Annotated in this window: 20 protein-coding genes; 1 reads left to right on the top strand and 19 read right to left on the bottom strand. The window is 41.6% G+C overall.

Annotation, left to right across the window (positions count from 1 at the left end):
- Positions 1-233 precede the first annotated feature (233 nt).
- The 12 genes from QZ359_RS05225 to QZ359_RS05170 form a co-directional block, all read right to left on the bottom strand.
- A complete protein-coding gene (locus QZ359_RS05225) occupies positions 234-746 on the bottom strand; it encodes an adenine phosphoribosyltransferase (RefSeq protein ID WP_001049318.1) in 513 nt (170 codons plus the stop codon).
- 186 nt (positions 747-932) lie between these two features.
- Positions 933-1,622: a 50S ribosomal protein L1 gene (rplA, locus tag QZ359_RS05220; protein ID WP_001085675.1), complete on the bottom strand. Its 690-nt coding sequence runs from the start codon at positions 1,620-1,622 to the stop codon at positions 933-935.
- Positions 1,623-1,719: 97 nt separating this feature from the next.
- A complete protein-coding gene (gene rplK, locus QZ359_RS05215; RefSeq protein WP_001085806.1) occupies positions 1,720-2,145 on the bottom strand; it encodes a 50S ribosomal protein L11 in 426 nt (141 codons plus the stop codon).
- Between the two features lie 122 nt (positions 2,146-2,267).
- Complete coding sequence (ldcB, locus tag QZ359_RS05210; protein ID WP_125450810.1) at positions 2,268-2,984, bottom strand: LD-carboxypeptidase LdcB/DacB; 717 nt, start codon at positions 2,982-2,984, stop codon at positions 2,268-2,270.
- Between the two features lie 10 nt (positions 2,985-2,994).
- Positions 2,995-3,456 carry an HIT family protein gene (locus QZ359_RS05205; RefSeq protein WP_153226038.1) on the bottom strand — a complete coding sequence of 154 codons (462 nt, stop codon included), beginning with the start codon at positions 3,454-3,456 and terminating at the stop codon, positions 2,995-2,997.
- A gap of 1 nt (position 3,457) precedes the next feature.
- Positions 3,458-4,495: a M42 family metallopeptidase gene (locus tag QZ359_RS05200; protein WP_153226039.1), complete on the bottom strand. Its 1,038-nt coding sequence runs from the start codon at positions 4,493-4,495 to the stop codon at positions 3,458-3,460.
- A 97-nt stretch (positions 4,496-4,592) separates the two neighbouring features.
- On the bottom strand, positions 4,593-5,918 hold the full coding sequence (brnQ, locus tag QZ359_RS05195) for a branched-chain amino acid transport system II carrier protein (protein WP_194250583.1): 1,326 nt from the start codon (positions 5,916-5,918) through the stop codon (positions 4,593-4,595).
- 170 nt (positions 5,919-6,088) lie between these two features.
- Positions 6,089-6,376, bottom strand: a complete 288-nt coding sequence (locus QZ359_RS05190; protein ID WP_153226040.1) for a rhodanese-like domain-containing protein — start codon at positions 6,374-6,376, stop codon at positions 6,089-6,091.
- Positions 6,357-6,962, bottom strand: a complete 606-nt coding sequence (locus QZ359_RS05185) for a uracil-DNA glycosylase family protein (RefSeq protein WP_153226041.1) — start codon at positions 6,960-6,962, stop codon at positions 6,357-6,359. The genes QZ359_RS05190 and QZ359_RS05185 overlap by 20 nt, the downstream gene beginning before the upstream one ends.
- A 53-nt stretch (positions 6,963-7,015) precedes the next feature.
- Positions 7,016-8,416 (bottom strand): dipeptidase PepV, encoded by a 1,401-nt coding sequence (pepV, locus tag QZ359_RS05180; RefSeq protein WP_293963705.1) that lies wholly within the window; start codon positions 8,414-8,416, stop codon positions 7,016-7,018.
- Between the two features lie 13 nt (positions 8,417-8,429).
- The gene (locus tag QZ359_RS05175; protein ID WP_293963702.1) at positions 8,430-9,035 is read right to left on the bottom strand and encodes a nitroreductase family protein; all 606 of its coding nucleotides are present in this window, start codon (positions 9,033-9,035) and stop codon (positions 8,430-8,432) included.
- Positions 9,022-9,204 carry a hypothetical protein gene (locus QZ359_RS05170; RefSeq protein ID WP_293963909.1) on the bottom strand — a complete coding sequence of 61 codons (183 nt, stop codon included), beginning with the start codon at positions 9,202-9,204 and terminating at the stop codon, positions 9,022-9,024. Before QZ359_RS05170 ends, QZ359_RS05175 begins: the two co-directional genes overlap by 14 nt.
- 1 nt (position 9,205) lies before the next feature.
- Between QZ359_RS05170 and QZ359_RS05165 the strand changes: the two genes are divergently transcribed.
- Positions 9,206-10,006, top strand: a complete 801-nt coding sequence (locus QZ359_RS05165) for an amino acid ABC transporter substrate-binding protein (protein WP_261053304.1) — start codon at positions 9,206-9,208, stop codon at positions 10,004-10,006.
- A gap of 65 nt (positions 10,007-10,071) precedes the next feature.
- Here QZ359_RS05165 and QZ359_RS05160 read toward each other — a convergent pair whose 3' ends face one another.
- The 7 genes from QZ359_RS05160 to QZ359_RS05130 form a co-directional block, all read right to left on the bottom strand.
- Positions 10,072-10,905, bottom strand: coding sequence for a metallophosphoesterase family protein (locus tag QZ359_RS05160; RefSeq protein WP_293963694.1), 834 nt, complete (start codon positions 10,903-10,905; stop codon positions 10,072-10,074).
- Complete coding sequence (gene uvrC / locus QZ359_RS05155) at positions 10,895-12,742, bottom strand: excinuclease ABC subunit UvrC (protein WP_293963691.1); 1,848 nt, start codon at positions 12,740-12,742, stop codon at positions 10,895-10,897. Before uvrC ends, QZ359_RS05160 begins: the two co-directional genes overlap by 11 nt.
- 38 nt (positions 12,743-12,780) lie before the next feature.
- Entirely contained in the window at positions 12,781-13,482 is a 702-nt protein-coding gene (locus tag QZ359_RS05150) for a M57 family metalloprotease (RefSeq protein WP_293963688.1), read from the bottom strand.
- Between the two features lie 78 nt (positions 13,483-13,560).
- Positions 13,561-14,736 (bottom strand): aminoacyltransferase, encoded by a 1,176-nt coding sequence (locus QZ359_RS05145; protein ID WP_293963685.1) that lies wholly within the window; start codon positions 14,734-14,736, stop codon positions 13,561-13,563.
- A 4-nt stretch (positions 14,737-14,740) separates the two neighbouring features.
- The gene (locus tag QZ359_RS05140) at positions 14,741-15,961 is read right to left on the bottom strand and encodes an aminoacyltransferase (protein ID WP_293963683.1); all 1,221 of its coding nucleotides are present in this window, start codon (positions 15,959-15,961) and stop codon (positions 14,741-14,743) included.
- A 111-nt stretch (positions 15,962-16,072) separates the two neighbouring features.
- Positions 16,073-16,852 (bottom strand): alpha/beta hydrolase family protein, encoded by a 780-nt coding sequence (locus QZ359_RS05135; RefSeq protein ID WP_293963680.1) that lies wholly within the window; start codon positions 16,850-16,852, stop codon positions 16,073-16,075.
- Positions 16,853-16,918: 66 nt separating this feature from the next.
- On the bottom strand, positions 16,919-18,580 hold the full coding sequence (locus QZ359_RS05130; protein ID WP_261065629.1) for a ribonuclease J: 1,662 nt from the start codon (positions 18,578-18,580) through the stop codon (positions 16,919-16,921).
- Positions 18,581-18,807: the final 227 nt, after the last annotated feature.

The following is an 18,807-nucleotide window of genomic DNA, read 5'->3' as shown; positions in this document are numbered from 1 at the left end:
GAGCTGACTTCGTCAGTTTTATCTGCAACCTCAAAGCTGTACTTTGAGCAGCCTGCGGCTAGTTTCCTAGTTTGCTCTTTGATTTTCATTGAGTATGAAACTAAATCTCAAACACTTAGTCCTTTTATTATACTGCAAGAAGATATAGTTTTCAATTATAGTTTTTCTCTAACTAGCTATAGTCTATTTTTATATCCTAATGTAGAGAAAACAGCCCTAGGGACTGTTTTTCATTAATAATGCATGAGAACTTTGTAATCGTAGTCACCGATTTTTTCACGGCCGTTCAATTCATCCAATTCAACAAGGAAGGCACAACCTGCCACAACACCGCCAAGTTTTTCAATCATCTCGATGGTCGCCTTAACAGTTCCACCTGTCGCCAAGAGGTCGTCTACGATAAGAACACGTTGACCTGGCTTGATGGCATCCGCGTGCATAGTCAAGGTATCAACACCGTACTCTTTTTCATAGTCAGCAGAAATGACTTCGCGTGGCAATTTTCCTGGCTTACGAACAGGAGCAAAACCAATTCCCAACTCAAAGGCAACAGGACAGCCTACGATAAAACCACGAGCCTCAGGACCTACAATCATGTCGATTTTCTTGTCAGTAGCATACTGAACAATTTCACGAACAGCGTAGCTATAAGCATTTCCATCAGCCATCAAAGGACTGATATCACGGAAGGTGATGCCTTCCTTTGGATAATTTTCAATTGTTGCAATATAATCTTTTAAATTCATCTTTTTCTTTCTTTCAAAATTTTTACTCTCTATTATACCATATTTTCTAGCAAAGAAGGAAGAGAAAACAGCATTTCATTTGCTACTCACTCTATGAGCTAAATGAAGATAACTATTTTTATCTAAACTATAACTCACATACAAAAACGAGCACTTTCGTACTCGCCTTTGTGTATAAACAACTGATTAAAGTGAGTTTACGTCAACTTTGATACCAACACCTTGAGTAGTTGTGATAGTCAAGTTTGTTACGTAAGTTCCTTTAGCTGTAGCTGGTTTTGCTTTTTGGATTGTTTCGTTGAAAGCTTTGAAGTTTTCAACCAATTTTTCAGCTTCAAATGATACTTTACCGATGATTGCTTGAACGTTACCTGCACGGTCAGCACGGTAAGTGATTTTACCACCTTTAGACTCTTCAACTGCTTTAGCAACATCCATTGTTACAGTACCAGTTTTAGGGTTTGGCATCAAGTTACGTGGTCCAAGGACACGTCCAAGACGTCCAACAAGAGCCATCATGTCAGGCGTAGCGATAACTACGTCGAAGTCCAACCAACCGTCGTTGATTTTAGCAACAAGGTCATCTTCGCCAACAAAGTCTGCACCAGCAGCTTTTGCTTCTTCAGCTTTTGCACCACGTGCAAAAACAAGAACGCGTGAAGTTTTACCAGTCCCGTTTGGCAATACCATTGCTCCACGGATTTGTTGGTCAGCTTTTTTAACGTCGATGTTCAAGTTGTAAGCAACTTCTACAGTTGCGTCAAATTTTGCAAAGTTAGTTTCTTTTGCAAGTGCTACAGCTTCTTCTACGCTGTATGCTTTTGTGCTGTCGATTTTCTCAAGAGCAGCACGAAGTTGTTTGCTTTTTTTAGCCATTTTCTATTCTCCTTGTAAGTGGTTCAATCGATTTTCATCTCCCACGTCACTTCTCGAAATGATGAAGTCTTGCGGGTTATATTGGGGGTGTTATTGATTAGTCAACAACAGTGAATCCCATAGAACGAGCAGTACCTTCGATCATACGCATTGCAGACTCAATGTTTGCTGCGTTCAAATCTGGCATCTTAGTTTCTGCAATTTCTTGTACTTGTGCACGAGTAACTGTAGCAACTTTAGTTTTGTTAGGTGTACCTGATCCTTTTTCAACACCTGCAGCTTTTTTCAAAAGAACAGCAGCTGGTGGTGTTTTAGTGATGAAAGTAAATGATTTATCTTCGTAAACTGAGATAACAACTGGAATGATCATACCAGCTTGGTCAGCTGTACGAGCGTTGAACTCTTTTGTGAATCCCATGATGTTGATACCAGCTTGACCAAGAGCAGGTCCAACTGGTGGAGCTGGTGTAGCTTTACCAGCAGGGATTTGCAATTTTACAAGTTTTTCGACTTTTTTAGCCATTTTTAAATCCTCCTTTGTGGTTTTGGCGGTAATTAAAGATTTTTACCTCCCACAAGTATGCTTTTCACATACCCATCTATTATACACTATTTATCTGGAATTGCAAGAGAAAAGTTTATTTTTTAATCGACGTAATCTCCGCCTTCAAAGCCATAGTATTCTTCCAAGCTGAGACCAGTCTCAGCAATTTCTTTAGCTTCTTTTCCGACATAACGAAGGTGCCATTCCTCAGCCATATAGCCTGTTTCCTTTTCCTTACCTTTGAGATAACGGACAACAAAGCCATAATCAGCAGCATGGTCCAAGAGCCATTGTGCCGCCTTCTCTTCTGTCACCAAATCACCATTTGTCCCAATCACATCAAAGGCTAAGCCTGTCTGGTGTTCGCTATAGCCAGGACGAGCAGAATAACGGTCGGCAGCTTCTTTCCCATCTTGATTGACATAATCTTGATAGAGCTTGGTCTGAGTTTCATAACTTCTAAAGCCACTGTAATGATCGCTGATTGGGAAACCTGCCTCTTGCATAGCTTTTATGAGTTTGACCAACTCAGCCTTGGCTGTTGGATTTTCCCCTGGATTATAGTCTTTAGACAATGGATAGTGTTTATTGGCTACGATGATTTCATCGTATTTTCCTTGGATGCTGTAGTAGTCTCCTTTGTTAGCCACTTCTGCTTTCTTCTGGGCAGCTCCTTGAGATTTACTGCCGGCTGTTCCATCAGCTTTGGCTGTTTGTTCTGTCTTAGCTGCGCCATCTTCATTTTTTGCTTTTTCTTGTGAACAAGCTGCTAGACTCAAGGCTAGCAAGGCTGTCAAGATAAGGTATCTTTTCTTCATTTCTACTCCTTTATTCTAATAGTTTATCTACTTCTGATGATAAACGTTCGACTAATCTTTTAATCTCATCCGGTTTTGCTTGGCAGGTTTCTGCTGTCATTTCTTCAAAAGGAACCCACCAAACTGGCCCACGTCCCTTGAGTCCGTGACCATTCATATCACCTGTTCGTCTAGGAAACAGATGCCAATGAAGATGGGCATCACCATTTCCTAGCAGTTCGATATTCATTTTCTCAGCAGCAAAAGCCTTGGCAACTGCCTCTTGGACCACACTCATTTCTTCTAGAAAACGGAGTTTCGTTTCCTTTTCTAAATGGTGCAATTCGGTGACATGTTCTTTGGATAGAAAAAGACTATATCCTGCAAAATACTGGTGGTCTCCAACCACAAAATAGCCTGTTTCCAACTCTCTTACAAAGTAAGGATTTTCCCCAGCCTTGATCAGCTCAATTCTCTGGCAAATCAGGCACATATTAGTCTACCAATGCGCTCTTAAGATAGGCATCAACCATACGCTCCGTTGCAACCACCGAGTCAATATGAGTGCGCTCATAAGAGTGGCTAGACTCGATACCAGCACCAAGAAGGGCGTGTTTGACCTCTGCCCCTGCAGACATGGCTGCTGAAGCGTCCGATCCATAAAATGGATAGATGTCCAGCTTAAATGGAATATCTTGCTCTTTAGCCAAGGCAACCAAATGTTGACGGAAGTCATAGTGATAAGGTCCTGAAGCATCCTTGACACAGATAGACACTGTGTACTCATCTGTTTGCTGATCATCCCCCATAGCTCCCATATCCACAGCCAGATATTCTACTACCTGAGCAGGAATATTAGAGTTAGCACCATGCCCCACTTCTTCAAAGACTGAAAAAGCAAAATGGGTTGTTACTGGCAATTCAATCTTCTCTTCCTTATAAATGCGAAGTAGGTTAAGCAAAATCGCTGCGCTGACCTTATCGTCCAAATGACGAGACTTGATAAATCCTGTCTCTGTCACGACAGTTCGTGGGTCAAAGCTGATAAAATCACCAACCTCAATCCCCAAGGCACGAGTTTCTTTTTCATTGGTCACTTTTGCATCCAAACGCACTTCCATATTGTCCTGGGTGCGTTCTGCAGTTCCTGCATCCTTGTAGACATGGCAAGAAGTTTGGTGGATGAGGATGGTGCCTGATAGCTTTTGATCTGTACTAGCCACATGAACGGTACAGTTTTCTCCTTCAATCATATTCCAAGGAAAACCACCGATACGGTCCAATTTGAGACGGCCGTCTGGTTTGACAGCGCGGACAATGGCACCAAGCGTATCCACATGGGCAGTCACATAGCGGTGTTCTTCATCATTTTGACCTTTGATGGTCACATTGACACCACCCTTGGCTGTGCGAACTGGCTGATAACCAAAACCTTCTAGAGTCTTGACCAAATAGTCCGAAACCTCACGAGTGAAACCCGTTGGAGACGCAATGGCTGTCAGTTCTTTGATATATTCTACTGTTTGATTCATTTCTTCACCTCTTTTGCTACCTATTATAACACATTTATCATCGGATAAAAAAAGAAAATCACTCCTGTAGACTTGGCTACAAAAGTGATTTTAGTGATTATTCCATTTCAAAAACATCGCTTTCTTGCTTGTTTGGTAGAACCAATGAGAGCAAGATTCCGACAATGGCTGGCACCAACCATGGGAGAGATGCTTTAGCAAAAGGAAGAGCGTTAACAAGGTTTGCAAGAAACTCAACCTTAAACGAGCTTCCTAGTACGCTTGCAATGGCAATAGCTGTAACCACAGCAATTGTCAACTGCATACCTGGTTTTGAAAGAGCCACAAATTTATTCACAATGACAATCATAACGATGGCAATGGTGATTGGGTACAAGATAACCAGTACAGGAATTGAGTACTTGATAATCGCATCAAGACCCAAATTAGCAATGGCAAATCCAATCAAGGTAAAGGCTGTCGCATAAACCTTGTAGCTGATTTGTGGGAAGCGCTCATTAAAGAACTCAGCAGTTGACACAATCAAACCAACTGTAGTTGTGAAGCAGGTTACAGTAACCATAGCTGCAAGGAAGATTTGAGCTGTTGAACCAAAGATTTCTTGAGTTGCTTGTGACAAGATGTAAACACCTGGTGTTCCACCCTTCATCGCTTCAGCTGGTACTGGGAAATGATTTCCAAGGAAACCTAAACCGATGTAAAGAGCGCTGAAAGCAAGGGCTACAACGATACCAACAACCCAAATAGTTGAAATGTATTCTTTCTTACTTGAAAATCCAAGTTGTTTCAAGGTTTGAACTGCGATTACACTGAAGGCAACCGAAGCAAGGGCATCCAAGGTATTATAACCTTCTAGGAAACCTGTACCAAAGGCAGAAGCTTGATAAGCAGCTGAAGCAGCTTGAGGACTTGTTCCACCGTATTTGATAGCTCCTAAAACAACCAAGATAACAATCAAGATTGCAAAGACTGGCGTTAAAATACGGCCGATACGGTCTAAGATTTTTGATGGATTAAGCGAAATCAGATACGCTGCCACAAAATAAAGAAGGGTAAAGACAATCAAGCCAAGTCCTTTATTTGCATCCGATAAAAGGGGGCTGATCCCTACTTCGTAAGCTGTTGTAGCAGTACGTGGGATAGCAAAGAATGGACCGATTGACAAGTAAAGAACTGATAGGTAAAGAGTCGCAAACCAAGGCGCTATCTTCGTTGAAATCTCGTAGATATATCCTTTAGGATTTAGCGTTCCAATAATAAGGGTCAAGACGGCGATACCGACGCCTGAAAAGACAAAACCTGCGATAGCAGGAAGAAAATGTTCTCCAGATAGAGCACCCAGAGAAGGCGGAAAAATCAAGTTCCCCGCACCAAAAAATATTCCAAACAGGAGTAAACCTGTTAGGGCACCTTTTTTAGCCATGTAAATCTCCTTCATATTTATAAAATACTGACCTAGTATATCATGAATAGGAGTATGAAAAAAGCTTCACGAAGTAAATATTGAATGTTTTCAAGATTCACAAAAATGAGAATTGTCTAAAAATAAAACTCTCCTACCCAGTCCATACCGAGTAGGAGAAAATCTACTGTTTAAAGTTCTTCAAAGGCTAACATGCCACCCTGAACATTGATAACCTCATAACCTTGTTCAGCTAGGAATTGACAAGCACGCGCCGATCTCATTCCAGATTTGCAAATAACATAATGCAACTGGTCCTTGTCCAACTGATCAAAGGTATCAGCCAATTGACTAAGCGGTAGGTTGTGGGCACCTTCTAAATGAAGCGTCTCGAACTCTTCTACTTCTCTCACGTCCACTAGAGAAAGTTGGTCGTTTTGATAAAGCTGGTAAAATGTGTCAAAGGTAATTTCTTTCATTCTTTTCTCCTAAAATAGCTTTAATTCTTTTTTTCAAATCTGGCACCACTTCTGCCTTAAACCAAGGATTTTTAGCCATCCAGATTTGGTTTCGCGGTGAGGGGTGAACTAGAGGAAAATAGTCTGGCAGATAATCCTGATAGCGTCGAACTCTCTCTGTTACCTTGCCACTGACTTTCTCCTGTAAATAGTAGGCTTGGGCATATTGCCCAATCAAGAGGGTCAACTGGATATCTGGTAATTCTTGCAAGAGCTGTGGATGCCATTTTTCGGCAAATCCAGTTCTCGGTGGCAGGTCACCTGACTTACCATGCCCTGGAAAGTAGAAATCCATAGGCAAAACAGCAAAATAACCTGAATTGTAAAAGGTATCTTCATCCACACCTAGCCACTCCCGCAAGCGGTCACCACTCTTATCTTTCCAGTAAAGACCTGCTTCTTGAGTTTTAAGTCCCGGTGCCTGACCAATGATATTGATACGAGCAGTTTTTGGCGCCGCAAAGAGAGGCTCAATACCGCGTTCTGTATAGCTAGCATTCTGCGGATCCGCCATGATAGCCTGCTTAATTCTTTCGATTTGAGACATCTGTTTTCCCTCCAAAAAGAAGTCCAAGCATTACATCTCAGACTTCTAAGGCTTTATTTGATCAATTCGTAAATAGCTTCGGCATAGATTGCTGCTGCTCGGAAGAGATCGTCCAAGGCGATAAATTCATTGGCCTGGTGCATGGTATCAATAGAGTCTGGGAACATAGCACCGTAGGCAACCCCACGCTCAAGCAAGCGACCGAAGGTACCACCACCGATGACTTGTTCATGACCTTGTAGTCCTGTTTGTTTTTCATAGACATTCAACAAAGTTTGCACAAGTGGATCTTCCATTGGCACATAGTGAGGCGTGTGACCGTGTTCAGAAAGGCTAACAGAAGCAACTGGCAAGTTTTCAAGGATTGACTTGATCTGCTCTGGACTTGTTCCTTTTGGATAGCGGATATTAAGGGCAATCGTATTGTCAGCACTTGTTTCATTGAAGCGGAAGACACCCGCATTCATAGAAAGGGCACCCATCTTTTCATCCACATGAGCAATCTTGAGATTTTCACCCTCATGGTCGTTCAAGAGAATTTTACCAGCGATGTCAAGGTAGTCTTTGGCTGGACCAGCAAAGTCAAACTGGCTAAGGAAGAGGGCTAGGTAAGTCGCACCATTGACACCTGAAGCAGGCATAGCACCATGGGCTGATTTACCAATAATCGTCACCTTGTATTGACCGTTTTCTTCTTGGAGTTCTCCTCTGAGTTTGTGTTCTGCAACGAAGGCATCTAGTTTAGCTTGCAAGTCAGCTAAGTCACCTGAAACAACTGCTGTTGCTGATTCAGGTACCATGTTTTCACGCAAACCACCTGTAAAGCTATGAAGACGGGCAGCACCTGTATTTTCACCTGCAAAGTGGAGGTATTCTGTGATGTTTCCTTTTTCACCATTGATGATAGGGAATTCAGCGTCTGGAGAGAAACCGAAGTCTGGTTTTGCAAGTCCTACATGTTCAAAGTAATAGTCCATGTCTGCCCAGCCTGATTCTTCGTCTGTTCCGACAATGAAACGAACTTTTTTAGAAGTTGGAAGGCCCAGTTCTTTGATGATTTTCAAACCATAGTAACAAGCTGTTGTAGGACCCTTGTCATCTGAAGCCCCACGCGCATAAAGACGACCGTCTTTGATAGTTGGTGTATAAGGGTCTGTGTCCCAACCGCTACCAGCTGGCACCACGTCCATGTGGGCAAAGATTCCGAGAACTTCTTCTCCTTCACCAAACTCGAAATGTCCTGCGTAGTTATCGACATTCTTAGTTGGATAGCCATCGCGATCTGCGATTTCAAGGAATTTTTCCAAGGCTTTGACTGGCCCAGGTCCAAATGGATGCTGCGCATCAGCCTTGCTGTCATCACGTTCTGAGTTGATTTCCAAAAGGCTAAACAAGTCAGCCAAGAGGTCTTCTTTGCGTTTTTCTACTTCTGCTGTAAAATCAATTGCTGTCATTTTTTTCTTCTTTCTATCTTTTCTCGATGATTTCATCTACTGGCAAGCGGTAGCTTGGTTCCAATTTTTCGTCTGTGTAACCCACTGTAATCAAGAGTTCTGGGCGGAAACGGTCTTCGATGTCCAAAACCTCATTGACTTTTGATTTGTCAAAGCCAAGGATCAGATTTGATCCGATTCCTTGGTCTGTCAATGCAAGAACCAAATTCATAGCAACCAAACCTGCATTGAGGGCTAGGTAGTCACTGACCTGTTGTTCATTGTAACGGGCAAATTCAGCTGGTAAATTTTTCATGAAATATTGTAGTTGCTCTTCAGAAAAGTTATTAGCACCACCAACTCGGGCAATCTTGCGGGCACGTTTAGCCAAATCTGTATCTGTAAACAAGGCAATGGTTACAGGCGCTGATGATACCTGTTCAAAGTTCGAACCGTAAGCCAATTTTGCCAGTTCGGCATTTTTCTCACGAACCACCACAAATTTCCAAGGCTGGCTGTTGTGGGCGCTTGGTGCCAAGGTTGCAATTTCGATAGCCGTACGCACATCTTTTGGATCAACAGGCTTATCAGTAAACTGCTTAGTCTCATGACGTTTTTTGTTTAATTCAAGAAATTTCATAATCGATTTCCTTTTCTAATTCTACTGTTTCCATTCTACCATAATTTGAAAGAGCTTGCAGGGATTTTTCATGATTAAGTTTTTTTATCACAACCATAAAAAATATATATTGGTTCATCAAGAAAGTTTCTGCTAAACTAGCAAGTACTTTACATTTGAATGGAGACATTATGAAAAAATTTAGCCTATTACTACTCATCCTCCCATTTTTAGTTGCCTGTGGAAATCAAGCCACACCTAAAGAGACTAACTCTCAAAAGACAATCGTCGTTGCTACAGCTGGCGATGTACCGCCATTTGACTACGAAGACAAGGGCAATCTGACAGGATTTGATATCGAAGTTCTAAAAGCAGTGGATGAAAAACTCAGTGACTACGAGATTCAATTCCAAAGAACTGCCTGGGAAAGTATCTTTCCAGGGCTTGATTCTGGTCACTATCAAGCAGCAGCCAATAACTTGAGTTACACAAAAGAGCGTGCTGAAAAATACCTCTACTCACTCCCAATTTCGAACAATCCCCTCGTCCTTGTCAGCAACAAGAAAAATCCTTTGACTTCACTTGACCAAATTGCTGGCAAAACAACGCAAGAAGATACCGGAACTTCAAACGCTCAATTCATCAATAACTGGAATCAGAAACACCCTGACAATCCTGCTACAATTGATTTTTCTGGTGAGGATATCGGCAAACGAATCCTAGACCTTGCTAACGGTGAATTTGATTTCCTAGTTTTTGACAAGGTATCCGTGCAAAAGATTATCAAGGATCGTGGTTTTGATCTTTCTGTGGTTGACTTACCTTCTGCTGATAGCCCCAGCAATTATATCGTTTTCTCAAGTGACCAAAAAGAGTTTAAAGAGCAATTCGATAAAGCACTCAAAGAACTCTACCAAGATGGAACACTTGAAAAACTCAGCAATATCTATCTAGGTGGCTCTTATCTCCCAGATCAATCTCAGTTACAATAAGATATATTAAAAACGATTGGACAGGCCAATCGTTTTTAGTTTGCATTGATTATCTTAGGGAACTCTTACAAAAAATCAAAAAAATTCTTCACATCTTCTACATACCCATGCTTTTCTATTAAGCTTGCTAATAATTCCAGATTGTGTCCCTGATAGTTATCGTCACGACGCAGTTCTTCATACATTTCAATAAAGGGAAGCCCATTGGATTTGGCCAATTCCAACTCCGCTTCATAGTCATAAGCGACTTTACGAAATAGGATATTTACCAATTCCCCATCTTCAACTTCTATTACGGCATACTGAGCACGGTGATTTTTTAACGCCTCCCAATTAAAATAGGGCATACCAATCGAACCTGGATTGATGATTTGTTGCCCTTGACTGCCATAACGAAGCAACTGCTTGTGAACATGACCATAGACTGCCACGTCAACTTCATCATCTAGAAGTTGGTCAAATTTCTCCGTATCATTCTCAACTAGCAAGTCACCACCATAGTTCTTATTTGGCAAATTATGAGAGATAGAAAAGCGCAGTCCGTCAATTTCTTTCTTTTCAAGCAAAGGCAAGTTTCGTAGCCAGACAATCGTTGCAGGATCCATTCGCTCCATCAAAAACTGGGTCATGCGCATTGACTGGATTTCTTTCGGATGTTCCAAACCATATTCGCAATCCAAGGCCTCAAGGACACGATCATCCCAATTGCCTCGAACACTGGTTGTGATAGGAAGGTCCTTTAGCAGGGCGACTAAGTCATTTGCGCCTGGACCAGGAAGAAAAATATCTCCCAGAAGCCAGTATTCACTGACTCCTTGATTTTTAGCATCTGCAATCACTGCTTCTAGGGCCGTCACATTGCCATGAATATCTGATAAAATTGCGATTTTATGTTTCATTGTGGTTTCCTTCCGTTTGGTAATCTACTCTTTCTTCCGCCACTTGAGATAATTCATCTTCTTCCTGCGGGTTCAACTTCCTCTGAACTGCTTCTGCGACTGCTCTTGGCACACCAACTTCGACAATCTCATCCACACTGGCTTCCTTGATTTTAGTGAGAGATTTGAAATGCTTCATGAGATTTTGCTTGCGTTTAGGCCCCAGACCGTCAATCCCATCCAGTTGTGATGAAAAGGAATTTTTGGAGCGCAGTTGGCGGTGGAAGGTGATGGCAAAGCGGTGGACCTCATCTTGAATGCGTTGGAGAAGGAAAAATTCCTGAGAATTACGAGACAACTCCACCACCTCAAGCGGATCTCCAAATAGCAATTCATGGGTTTGGTGCTTATCATTCTTTTGCAGACCTGCAATGGGAATGTCCAAGCCCAACTCCTCTTGGATGACTTGCTTGGCGATATTGACTTGACCTTGTCCCCCATCAATGACAATCAAATCTGGCGGAGTCAAAGCCTCACGCTGAACTCGGCCATAGCGTCTGCGAATAACTTCTCTCATACTGGCATAATCATCTGGACCGACAACCGTTTTTATCTTGTACTTACGGTAATCCTTCTTACTCGGTTTACCATTAACAAAGACCACCATGGCCGAAACAGGACTGGTCCCCATAATATTAGAGTTATCGAAAGACTCGATACGGACTGGGGTGGGGATTTGGAGTAAGCGACCTAGATTTTCAATAGCTCCTTGGGTCTTTTCGACAGATTTCTCTAGCAGATTGAACTTCTGCTCCAGACTAACACGAGCATTTTTTATGGCTAGATTGACCAGTTGTTTTTTCTCTCCACGCTGGGGCTTGAGAATCTTGGAACCCACCAAGACCTTGACGGCTTCTTCGTCAATATCCTGCGGAATCAGCACCTCATTGGGAACCAGGTGAGATTTTTCTTGATAAAACTGTCCTACATAGGTCAAGAAGTCCTCATCTGGATCATTGTAGTAGGGGAAGAGATTGACATCTCGCTCAATGAGCTTGCCCTGACGAACAAAGAAAACCTGAACACACATCCAACCCTTGTCCACATAGTAGCCAAAGACATCCCGATTTTGAAGATCCTTGGCCATAACCCTTTGCTTGGTCCGAAGCGTTCCAATGGCCTGAATCAAATCGCGATATTCGGCCGCACGTTCAAATTCCATAGTCTGGGCAGCACTTGCCATCTTGCCCTTGAGGTCATCGATGATTTTGTCATCCTGCCCTTTTAGGAAGTCAGAAACTTCCTGAGCCATAGACTTGAAATAGGCCTCATCCTTCTTACAGATAGTATGGGCCATACATTGGCCGATATGATAGTAAAAACAGACCTTAGACGGTGGATTCGTACATTTACGAAAAGGAAAAATCCGATCCAGTAGTCGCTTGATTTCATTTGCTGCCCCTACATCTGGATAGGGACCAAAGTAGAGACCACCGTCCTTTTTGACCTGACGAGTGATAATCAAACGAGGATAACGCTCATTGGTGATTTTGATGAAGGGATAAGACTTGTCATCCTTGAGCATGATATTGTATTTGGGCTTATTTTCCTTGATCAGGTTGATTTCTAGGAGAAGGGCCTCAATATTGGACTCCGTAACGATAAATTCAAAATCCTCAATTTCAGATACCAGAGCCTCTGTCTTGGTATCGTGACTTCCACGGAAATAGGACCGCACACGGTTGCGCAGATTTTTAGCCTTTCCTACATAGATAATGGTGCCATTTTTATCCTTGTGAATGTAGCAACCAGGGCTGGTCGGCAAGAGCTCTAGTTTTGATTTAATCAAGTTGTTCATAATTCCATTATAGCAAAAAAGTAGGGAAAGATAGTCCCCTACTCATTGGTCTCATATATTTTTCGAAGGTTTGCAACATCCTCTTCCTGAATACCATAAAAGGAACCTGCCGGTTGCATCACAGACTTCTCATCTGTATGATCCAAGCCAATCGCATGGCCTAACTCATGTTCTGCCGTATGGACAATGCGCTCATAGGAATAGCCATAGTCAGGATTGGACAGATAATAATGATTCAGACGCACCGTTACAGACAAGAATTGCCCCGTCAAGAGATTAGTCTGACTTTCCGCCTCTCCTGCCACAGGAGTGTTTCCGTCGTTCATCTCAGTAGCCAAGATATCCGCCTTGCTGGACTCAGTCACAAGTTCAAAGTTAAAAGCACCAGTTTGATTCCAATTCTGAATCGCTTCTATATAAGCCTCTTGGAAGCGTGAATCCATCTGGGGATCCAAGTAAATACGAGCAGAGGCTTGCGGCCACCTTCCTTCAGAATGCTGGTGGCTATCTGTCTGGTTTAACTTAGGCAGTTGCCCTGTTTTTCCCCATTGGTCAATGCTTTGTTGACCAATCTTTACCGACCGCTCTGCCTGCTTCAGCGCTCCTTGGAAATCCCCGTTCAGATACCAGAGAAATCCAAAAGCAAGAGTGCATAAAAACAAAACAATCCAAACCAAGCGCCAAAACAAACGCCAAACAAAAGAAAAGAAAACCCCTATCAAACGAAAAAGCCAGCGCATGTCTCTCCACCTTTCTAGCAAATAAAGACTATTTTACTAAAACAAGCTGAAAGAAAGCTAAATACTGGCTTGTTCATCTTAACGTCCTAATATTTTTTTGACTAACTGAATAGCTTTGTATTTTAAAGGCGATGGATGATAACGGAAAGTTCCTGCTTTACGTACAATATAGCCATTAAAATTTTGTTTAAAACGCAAAACGCCATCACTACCATCAAAAATCCCTTGAATCCCTAGGAAGTTGTATTTAGGTATTCCACGTTTTATACTTTCCAACATAATATATTTTTGAAGTAGCGCAGGGGCATAGAACTTATTAAATTCAGTGTAGGAACCACTAAAGAGATAAGTCGTTTCCTGAGGCATATAAACAAATAAACTCCCGGCTAAAACAATATCTTCTTCTCCATATTTTTCAATCAAGTCTCTCGCTTCTGCTTTTCGAACTTCAAAAGTTTCAAATTGACTAGAATATTCTCTCAGTTGATTTTGTTTTTTCTCAGAATGAGGATTTTTACTCAAATCAAGTCGCAACTTGTCTAAGACTTCTTCTAGTTTACTTTGTTCACCTTGCAATTTGCTCATATACTCCGAAAAATTTAAGCTTGCTATGAGAAACTCCGCTTGTTCTCCAAATGAATCATAAAAGTGCTCATAATATTCTAAACTTTTATCACTATATTCTCTACGTTCAGAGGTTTCTTTTGTTATATTCTTAAAAATCGATAGTTCTTCACGTTTTAACTTTTTCAATCGAATGCCAAACGTTTCAGCCTTTTTCACCAAGGCTTTACAATATAACCAATCCGGTTCTCCACCTGGGTAACCTGTTGTTAATCCATCAAATTGATAACCTAAATTAGTCAAATCTTGAATAATACTTTTTTTCTCAGCATCTATTGGATTACCTTCACTATCAAAAGTTTGATACGTTTCATAAGGTTTTACAAGCAACTCTAATACACCATTTTGCTTGGCATATTCTTTTAACTCCGCATAAAAAACTGGAAGAGCATCTTGTTGAGTATAAATAGGCCCCGAATTGAGCTCCATATGCAGACCACCTAGCATGGGCAAGCTATAAACCAGAGCTGCAACTTGAATTTCTCCTTCTTGTTTCAAAGCAAGGTAAACAATTCGAGCCCCTCTTTTTTCTAATAAGTCCCCCATCTGGACAGATTGCATAAAGGAACGAGAAGAAACCTGATCAGAATAAGTACGAAACTCTTCTTTTGTGAGTGTAGTTAGTGCCATATACTTACTTTCTATGTTTTTTTCTTAATGTTTTACGGAAATCAAGAGCAAGTCTTAACAGAGGATAGAGAGGATGAGTGGGCATTGTAAATTCACCCAAATATTCTTCAATCGTTGGATTAAATTTTTCCTTAAAATGATAAAGTCCACCATTGAGAGAGTTTTCAACACCACCTAAATTTTGCCACACCATACCTCGCTCAAAGGCATAGCGAGCCGTTTCATACCAAGTTAAAATTGGTGCATTGTAACGTTTAAAATCATCATCCATACCAGCATATAGATTGACAGAGGTATTACCAAATTCCAAACTCAAAGTAGCCGCTAAAGGAATGTTTGATTTTCCCATATTCATATATCCCTGCAAGAAATCTATTTCCTCTTCTAAACGTTCTTTTTCTTTTATATTTTCCTGAACTTTTGAAGATTTGGTTGCATCATTAAATTTTTCTGCAACTACTCTATTTTTTTCTAACTGTTCTTCTAATTCTCTTAAACGCTTAGAAACATCTAAACTCGTTAGCGTGATATAGGAATCTTCTTTGAAGTTATCTAATAATTTTTTATAGTAGGCTTCGTTTCTTAAATGAATCTCTTTTCGCTTCTCAGTTTTTTTCATCAACTCCGAAAATGAATCTAATAGTTCCAGTCCACCATATTGAATTTCAAGCCCTTTGTTTCGTGCTGTTCGGATAGCTTGCCTCGTTGATTTAGAAAGTTTATCTTCTTCAAAATTTTCCTTATATATTTTCGCCTGAATACGAGGCTGAATGGTGTCATCCATCTCGATTGTCCGCCCAGACCACTTCACTCCTAATTGCCCTAAAATCTCAACAATAGCAAGATTTTCAGGATATTCTCTTTTATCTTGATTGACCAAATGTTGAGATAGACAAATGCTTGGATCGAAAGTCACAAAAACCGCTCTCTTACTACGAGCATAAGACTTAATAGACTGCAGGACAAACTTTAAAAGTTCTGTATCCCTGTAATCCAATATAGGACCTCTTGGAATATAAAACATTTTATACCCCAAAGGCAGAGATTTTATCAGAATACTAGCCACAGCCAGTAAGTTCTCCCCTTCATAGACACCAAGCCTCTCATGATTCCAATCAGATTTCACTTTTTCCCAAGCACTGCTTTGTAATAGATTAACCATGGGATGTTCTTTTACAAAACCATCATACTCTGATAGTGGTATCCCAAGCTGATAACGATACATATTTTTCTCTCTTTCCTCCAGTATCTTATTACTATTCTACTACTTTCGTTTAAAAAGTCTAGTGAAAACATATTTTATTTTAGTTCTACTCCCCCTATACTGAAGTTCAAACTAACTCAATCTCTCTTCTAATTTGAAATCAATTGGCAGAGTTCCTAGAAACCGTTCCAATTGTTTTTCCCAATAGTACCATTCGTGAGTTCCAGCGCTATGGCTATAGGTCACATCAAATCCCAGCTTTTTGAGGTTTTTCACTGCGAGATTATTGGATTCATACAAGAAATCCTGCTCACCACACCAAGCCCACAGCTTGGTCTTTTTGTCCGATTTTTTAGCCAGACTTTCAAGAGAATAGGGGCTAGCTGTCCAATCTTTAATCTCCCCAAACACACCTCTCCAGTAAGCTGGTGTCCCCAGATTTTGGCTTTCAGGAGAAAACTCTTGAAAGCTAAGGGCACCCGAAAAACTAGCTGCACGAGAGAAACGATTTGTAGCAAGAGCCAGTTTAAAACAGCCGTAACCTCCCATAGAGAGGCCAGCGATAAAGGTCTTTTCACGCTTGCTAGTCATATTAGGGAAGAATCGTTTCAAAACCTGTGGCAATTCCTCTGCCAGAGCTGTGTAATAATCAAAACCATATTGGGTATCGGTATACCAACCGTTGCTGGTATTGGGCATGACGACTATGAGATTGGTTCCTCGAAGTAAGCGTTCTACGTTGGTCCGTTTGAGCCAACTATTATGATTGCCAGACATCCCGTGCAAAAGGTACAAAACGGGAATATCTTCACACTCTGGTTCTTCCACTCTATTGGCGTCAGGATAGAGGACATTCACTCCCCACTCCATATCCAAGACTTGTGAGTAATACTCAATTTTCATTACTGCCATAATTTTTCCTCTATTTTTCTATAAGAAAAAGCCGAAACTCGACTTTCTCTCTGTTTATTTCAACGATTATTTTGCTTCCATCACCACTGGTAAAATAGCTGGACGACGCTTAGTTTGATCAAAGAGATACTTGGTCAGGTTATCACGAACCTTCCCTTTGAGATCTGCCCAGTCAAAGTCATCTCCTTGAAGATAGTCTTCTACCGTCTGGTTAATCAATTCTGAACTTTCACGGAGAATATCACGGCTCTTCTTGAGATAAACGAATCCACGCGTATGCACACGAGCCTTGGCCACAATTTTCTTCTCACGACGGTTAACGGTGATTGCTACTATGAAAATACCATCCTCTGACAAGACCTTACGGTCACGAAGAACCACATTTCCAACATCACCGATGGCATTTCCGTCAATCAAGACATCCCCTGCCGAAACCGCGCCAGCTGGGACAAAGTCCCCATTCTCATAAGCCATGCTGGTTCCCTTTTTAGGGATGAAAATGTGTTCTGGCAACATCCCAACTGCCATAGCAGCCTTAGCATGAGCATCTAACTCACGGTATTCCCCTTGAATCGGGAAGAGATACTTGGGTTGCAAGAGATTGATCATCAACTGCAAATCACGCGCATTTCCGTGCCCTGACACACGCAAGCTTTGAGTGATCAGTTTGACAACCCCACCAGCTTGGTAAATCATGTTTTCCACACGCGCCACGACCGCTTCCTTGGCGATAGACGGAGTGGTTACGATATAGACCAAATCACCGTCCTTGATTTCCACATAACGGTGGCGACCAATCGACATCTTGCGAAGACCATTGATAGGCTCACCCATACGACCTGTCTCAAGGATAATCAACTCATGGTCTTCAAAGCGAGACATATCTTTTGGCTTAATCAAAAGACTTTCGTTAGCTAGAGACAATTTCTTGAGGCGAATAGCAGTACGGACGATATTTTCAATATCGAATCCTGTCAAGACCACACGACGGCCTGTTGCATCCGCAGCGTCAAACACCTGCTGGATACGAGAGAGGTTGCTAGCTACTGCTGCGACGATAATACGTCCATCCCAGTCCGCAATGGTTTGAGTAATCTCGTCCCCAACTTCACTTTCGCTAGCCACTTGGATATTACTGTCCGCATTGGCTGAATCACTAAGAAGAGCTAGAACTCCATCACGACCGATTTCTGCCAAACGAGCGAAGTCTGTGGCATAAGATTCACTAGCTGTCTGGTCAAATTTAAAGTCACCTGTATAAACGATACTACCTTCAGCTGTCTTCAAGACAACACCCAGACTTTCTGGGATAGAGTGGGTCGTACGGAAGAAGGACACCACAGTTCCTCCAAAATCAATCTCCGTATCCTCATCGATGACATGGAAATCATTGAATTTCTTAACCGCATCATTTCCTTTGACAAAGAGTTTGGCCAACTCAATGGTCAACTCAGACCCAAATACAGGTACCTTGGCTTCAGCCAAGAGATAAGGCAGAGCACCAATAGCATCCGCATGTCCGTGGGTCAAGAAGACGCCAGCGATACGGTCGCTATTTTCAAAAAGGTAGTCCATGTTTGGAATGACTACATCAACCCCTAGTTGTTCATTTTCAGGGTATTTTAGACCTGCATCCAAAACGAAAATAGATCCATCGATTTCAGCGATATACATATTTTTCCCGTTTTCACGTACACCACCAAGTGTTGTTAAACTGATATTACTCATTTTTCCTCCGAAAGCTTTGTTTATCTTGATTATAGGGTTACTTGCCCTTTTATTCTAAAAGCACTATTACTTTTATACTCTTCGAAAATCTCTTCAAACCACGTCAGCTTCGCCTTGGATTATATATGTGACTGACTTCGTCAGTCTTATCTACAACCTCAAAGCAGTGCTTTGAGCAACCTGCGGCTAGCTTCCTAGTTTGCTCTTTGATTTTCATTGAGTATTAG

It is taken from the genome of Streptococcus sp. (genome assembly GCF_019414905.1).
Lineage (GTDB): Bacteria > Bacillota > Bacilli > Lactobacillales > Streptococcaceae > Streptococcus.
The sequence above is the reverse complement of the archived record's forward strand: the minus strand, read 5'-3'. Positions and strand labels throughout refer to the sequence as shown.

Bases quoted from the DNA above. Each gene is read 5' to 3' on its own strand.
- QZ359_RS05185 (WP_153226041.1), bottom strand. From the start codon at position 6,962: ATGTCTCAAATCGAAAGAATTAAGCAGGCTATCATGGCGGATCCGCAG.
- QZ359_RS05135 (WP_293963680.1), bottom strand. From the start codon at position 16,852: ATGGCAGTAATGAAAATTGAGTATTACTCACAAGTCTTGGATATGGAG.
- uvrC (WP_293963691.1), bottom strand. From the start codon at position 12,742: ATGAACAACTTGATTAAATCAAAACTAGAGCTCTTGCCGACCAGCCCT.
- rplA (WP_001085675.1), bottom strand. From the start codon at position 1,622: ATGGCTAAAAAAAGCAAACAACTTCGTGCTGCTCTTGAGAAAATCGAC.
- QZ359_RS05170 (WP_293963909.1), bottom strand. From the start codon at position 9,204: ATGTCTCCATTCAAATGTAAAGTACTTGCTAGTTTAGCAGAAACTTTC.
- brnQ (WP_194250583.1), bottom strand. From the start codon at position 5,918: ATGGCTAAAAAAGGTGCCCTAACAGGTTTACTCCTGTTTGGAATATTT.
- QZ359_RS05150 (WP_293963688.1), bottom strand. From the start codon at position 13,482: ATGCGCTGGCTTTTTCGTTTGATAGGGGTTTTCTTTTCTTTTGTTTGG.
- pepV (WP_293963705.1), bottom strand. From the start codon at position 8,416: ATGACAGCAATTGATTTTACAGCAGAAGTAGAAAAACGCAAAGAAGAC.
- QZ359_RS05200 (WP_153226039.1), bottom strand. From the start codon at position 4,495: ATGAATCAAACAGTAGAATATATCAAAGAACTGACAGCCATTGCGTCT.
- QZ359_RS05130 (WP_261065629.1), bottom strand. From the start codon at position 18,580: ATGAGTAATATCAGTTTAACAACACTTGGTGGTGTACGTGAAAACGGG.
- rplK (WP_001085806.1), bottom strand. From the start codon at position 2,145: ATGGCTAAAAAAGTCGAAAAACTTGTAAAATTGCAAATCCCTGCTGGT.
- QZ359_RS05190 (WP_153226040.1), bottom strand. From the start codon at position 6,376: ATGAAAGAAATTACCTTTGACACATTTTACCAGCTTTATCAAAACGAC.
- QZ359_RS05225 (WP_001049318.1), bottom strand. From the start codon at position 746: ATGAATTTAAAAGATTATATTGCAACAATTGAAAATTATCCAAAGGAA.
- QZ359_RS05160 (WP_293963694.1), bottom strand. From the start codon at position 10,905: ATGAAACATAAAATCGCAATTTTATCAGATATTCATGGCAATGTGACG.
- QZ359_RS05145 (WP_293963685.1), bottom strand. From the start codon at position 14,736: ATGGCACTAACTACACTCACAAAAGAAGAGTTTCGTACTTATTCTGAT.
- QZ359_RS05205 (WP_153226038.1), bottom strand. From the start codon at position 3,456: ATGTGCCTGATTTGCCAGAGAATTGAGCTGATCAAGGCTGGGGAAAAT.
- ldcB (WP_125450810.1), bottom strand. From the start codon at position 2,984: ATGAAGAAAAGATACCTTATCTTGACAGCCTTGCTAGCCTTGAGTCTA.
- QZ359_RS05140 (WP_293963683.1), bottom strand. From the start codon at position 15,961: ATGTATCGTTATCAGCTTGGGATACCACTATCAGAGTATGATGGTTTT.
- QZ359_RS05175 (WP_293963702.1), bottom strand. From the start codon at position 9,035: ATGAAATTTCTTGAATTAAACAAAAAACGTCATGAGACTAAGCAGTTT.
- QZ359_RS05165 (WP_261053304.1), top strand. From the start codon at position 9,206: ATGAAAAAATTTAGCCTATTACTACTCATCCTCCCATTTTTAGTTGCC.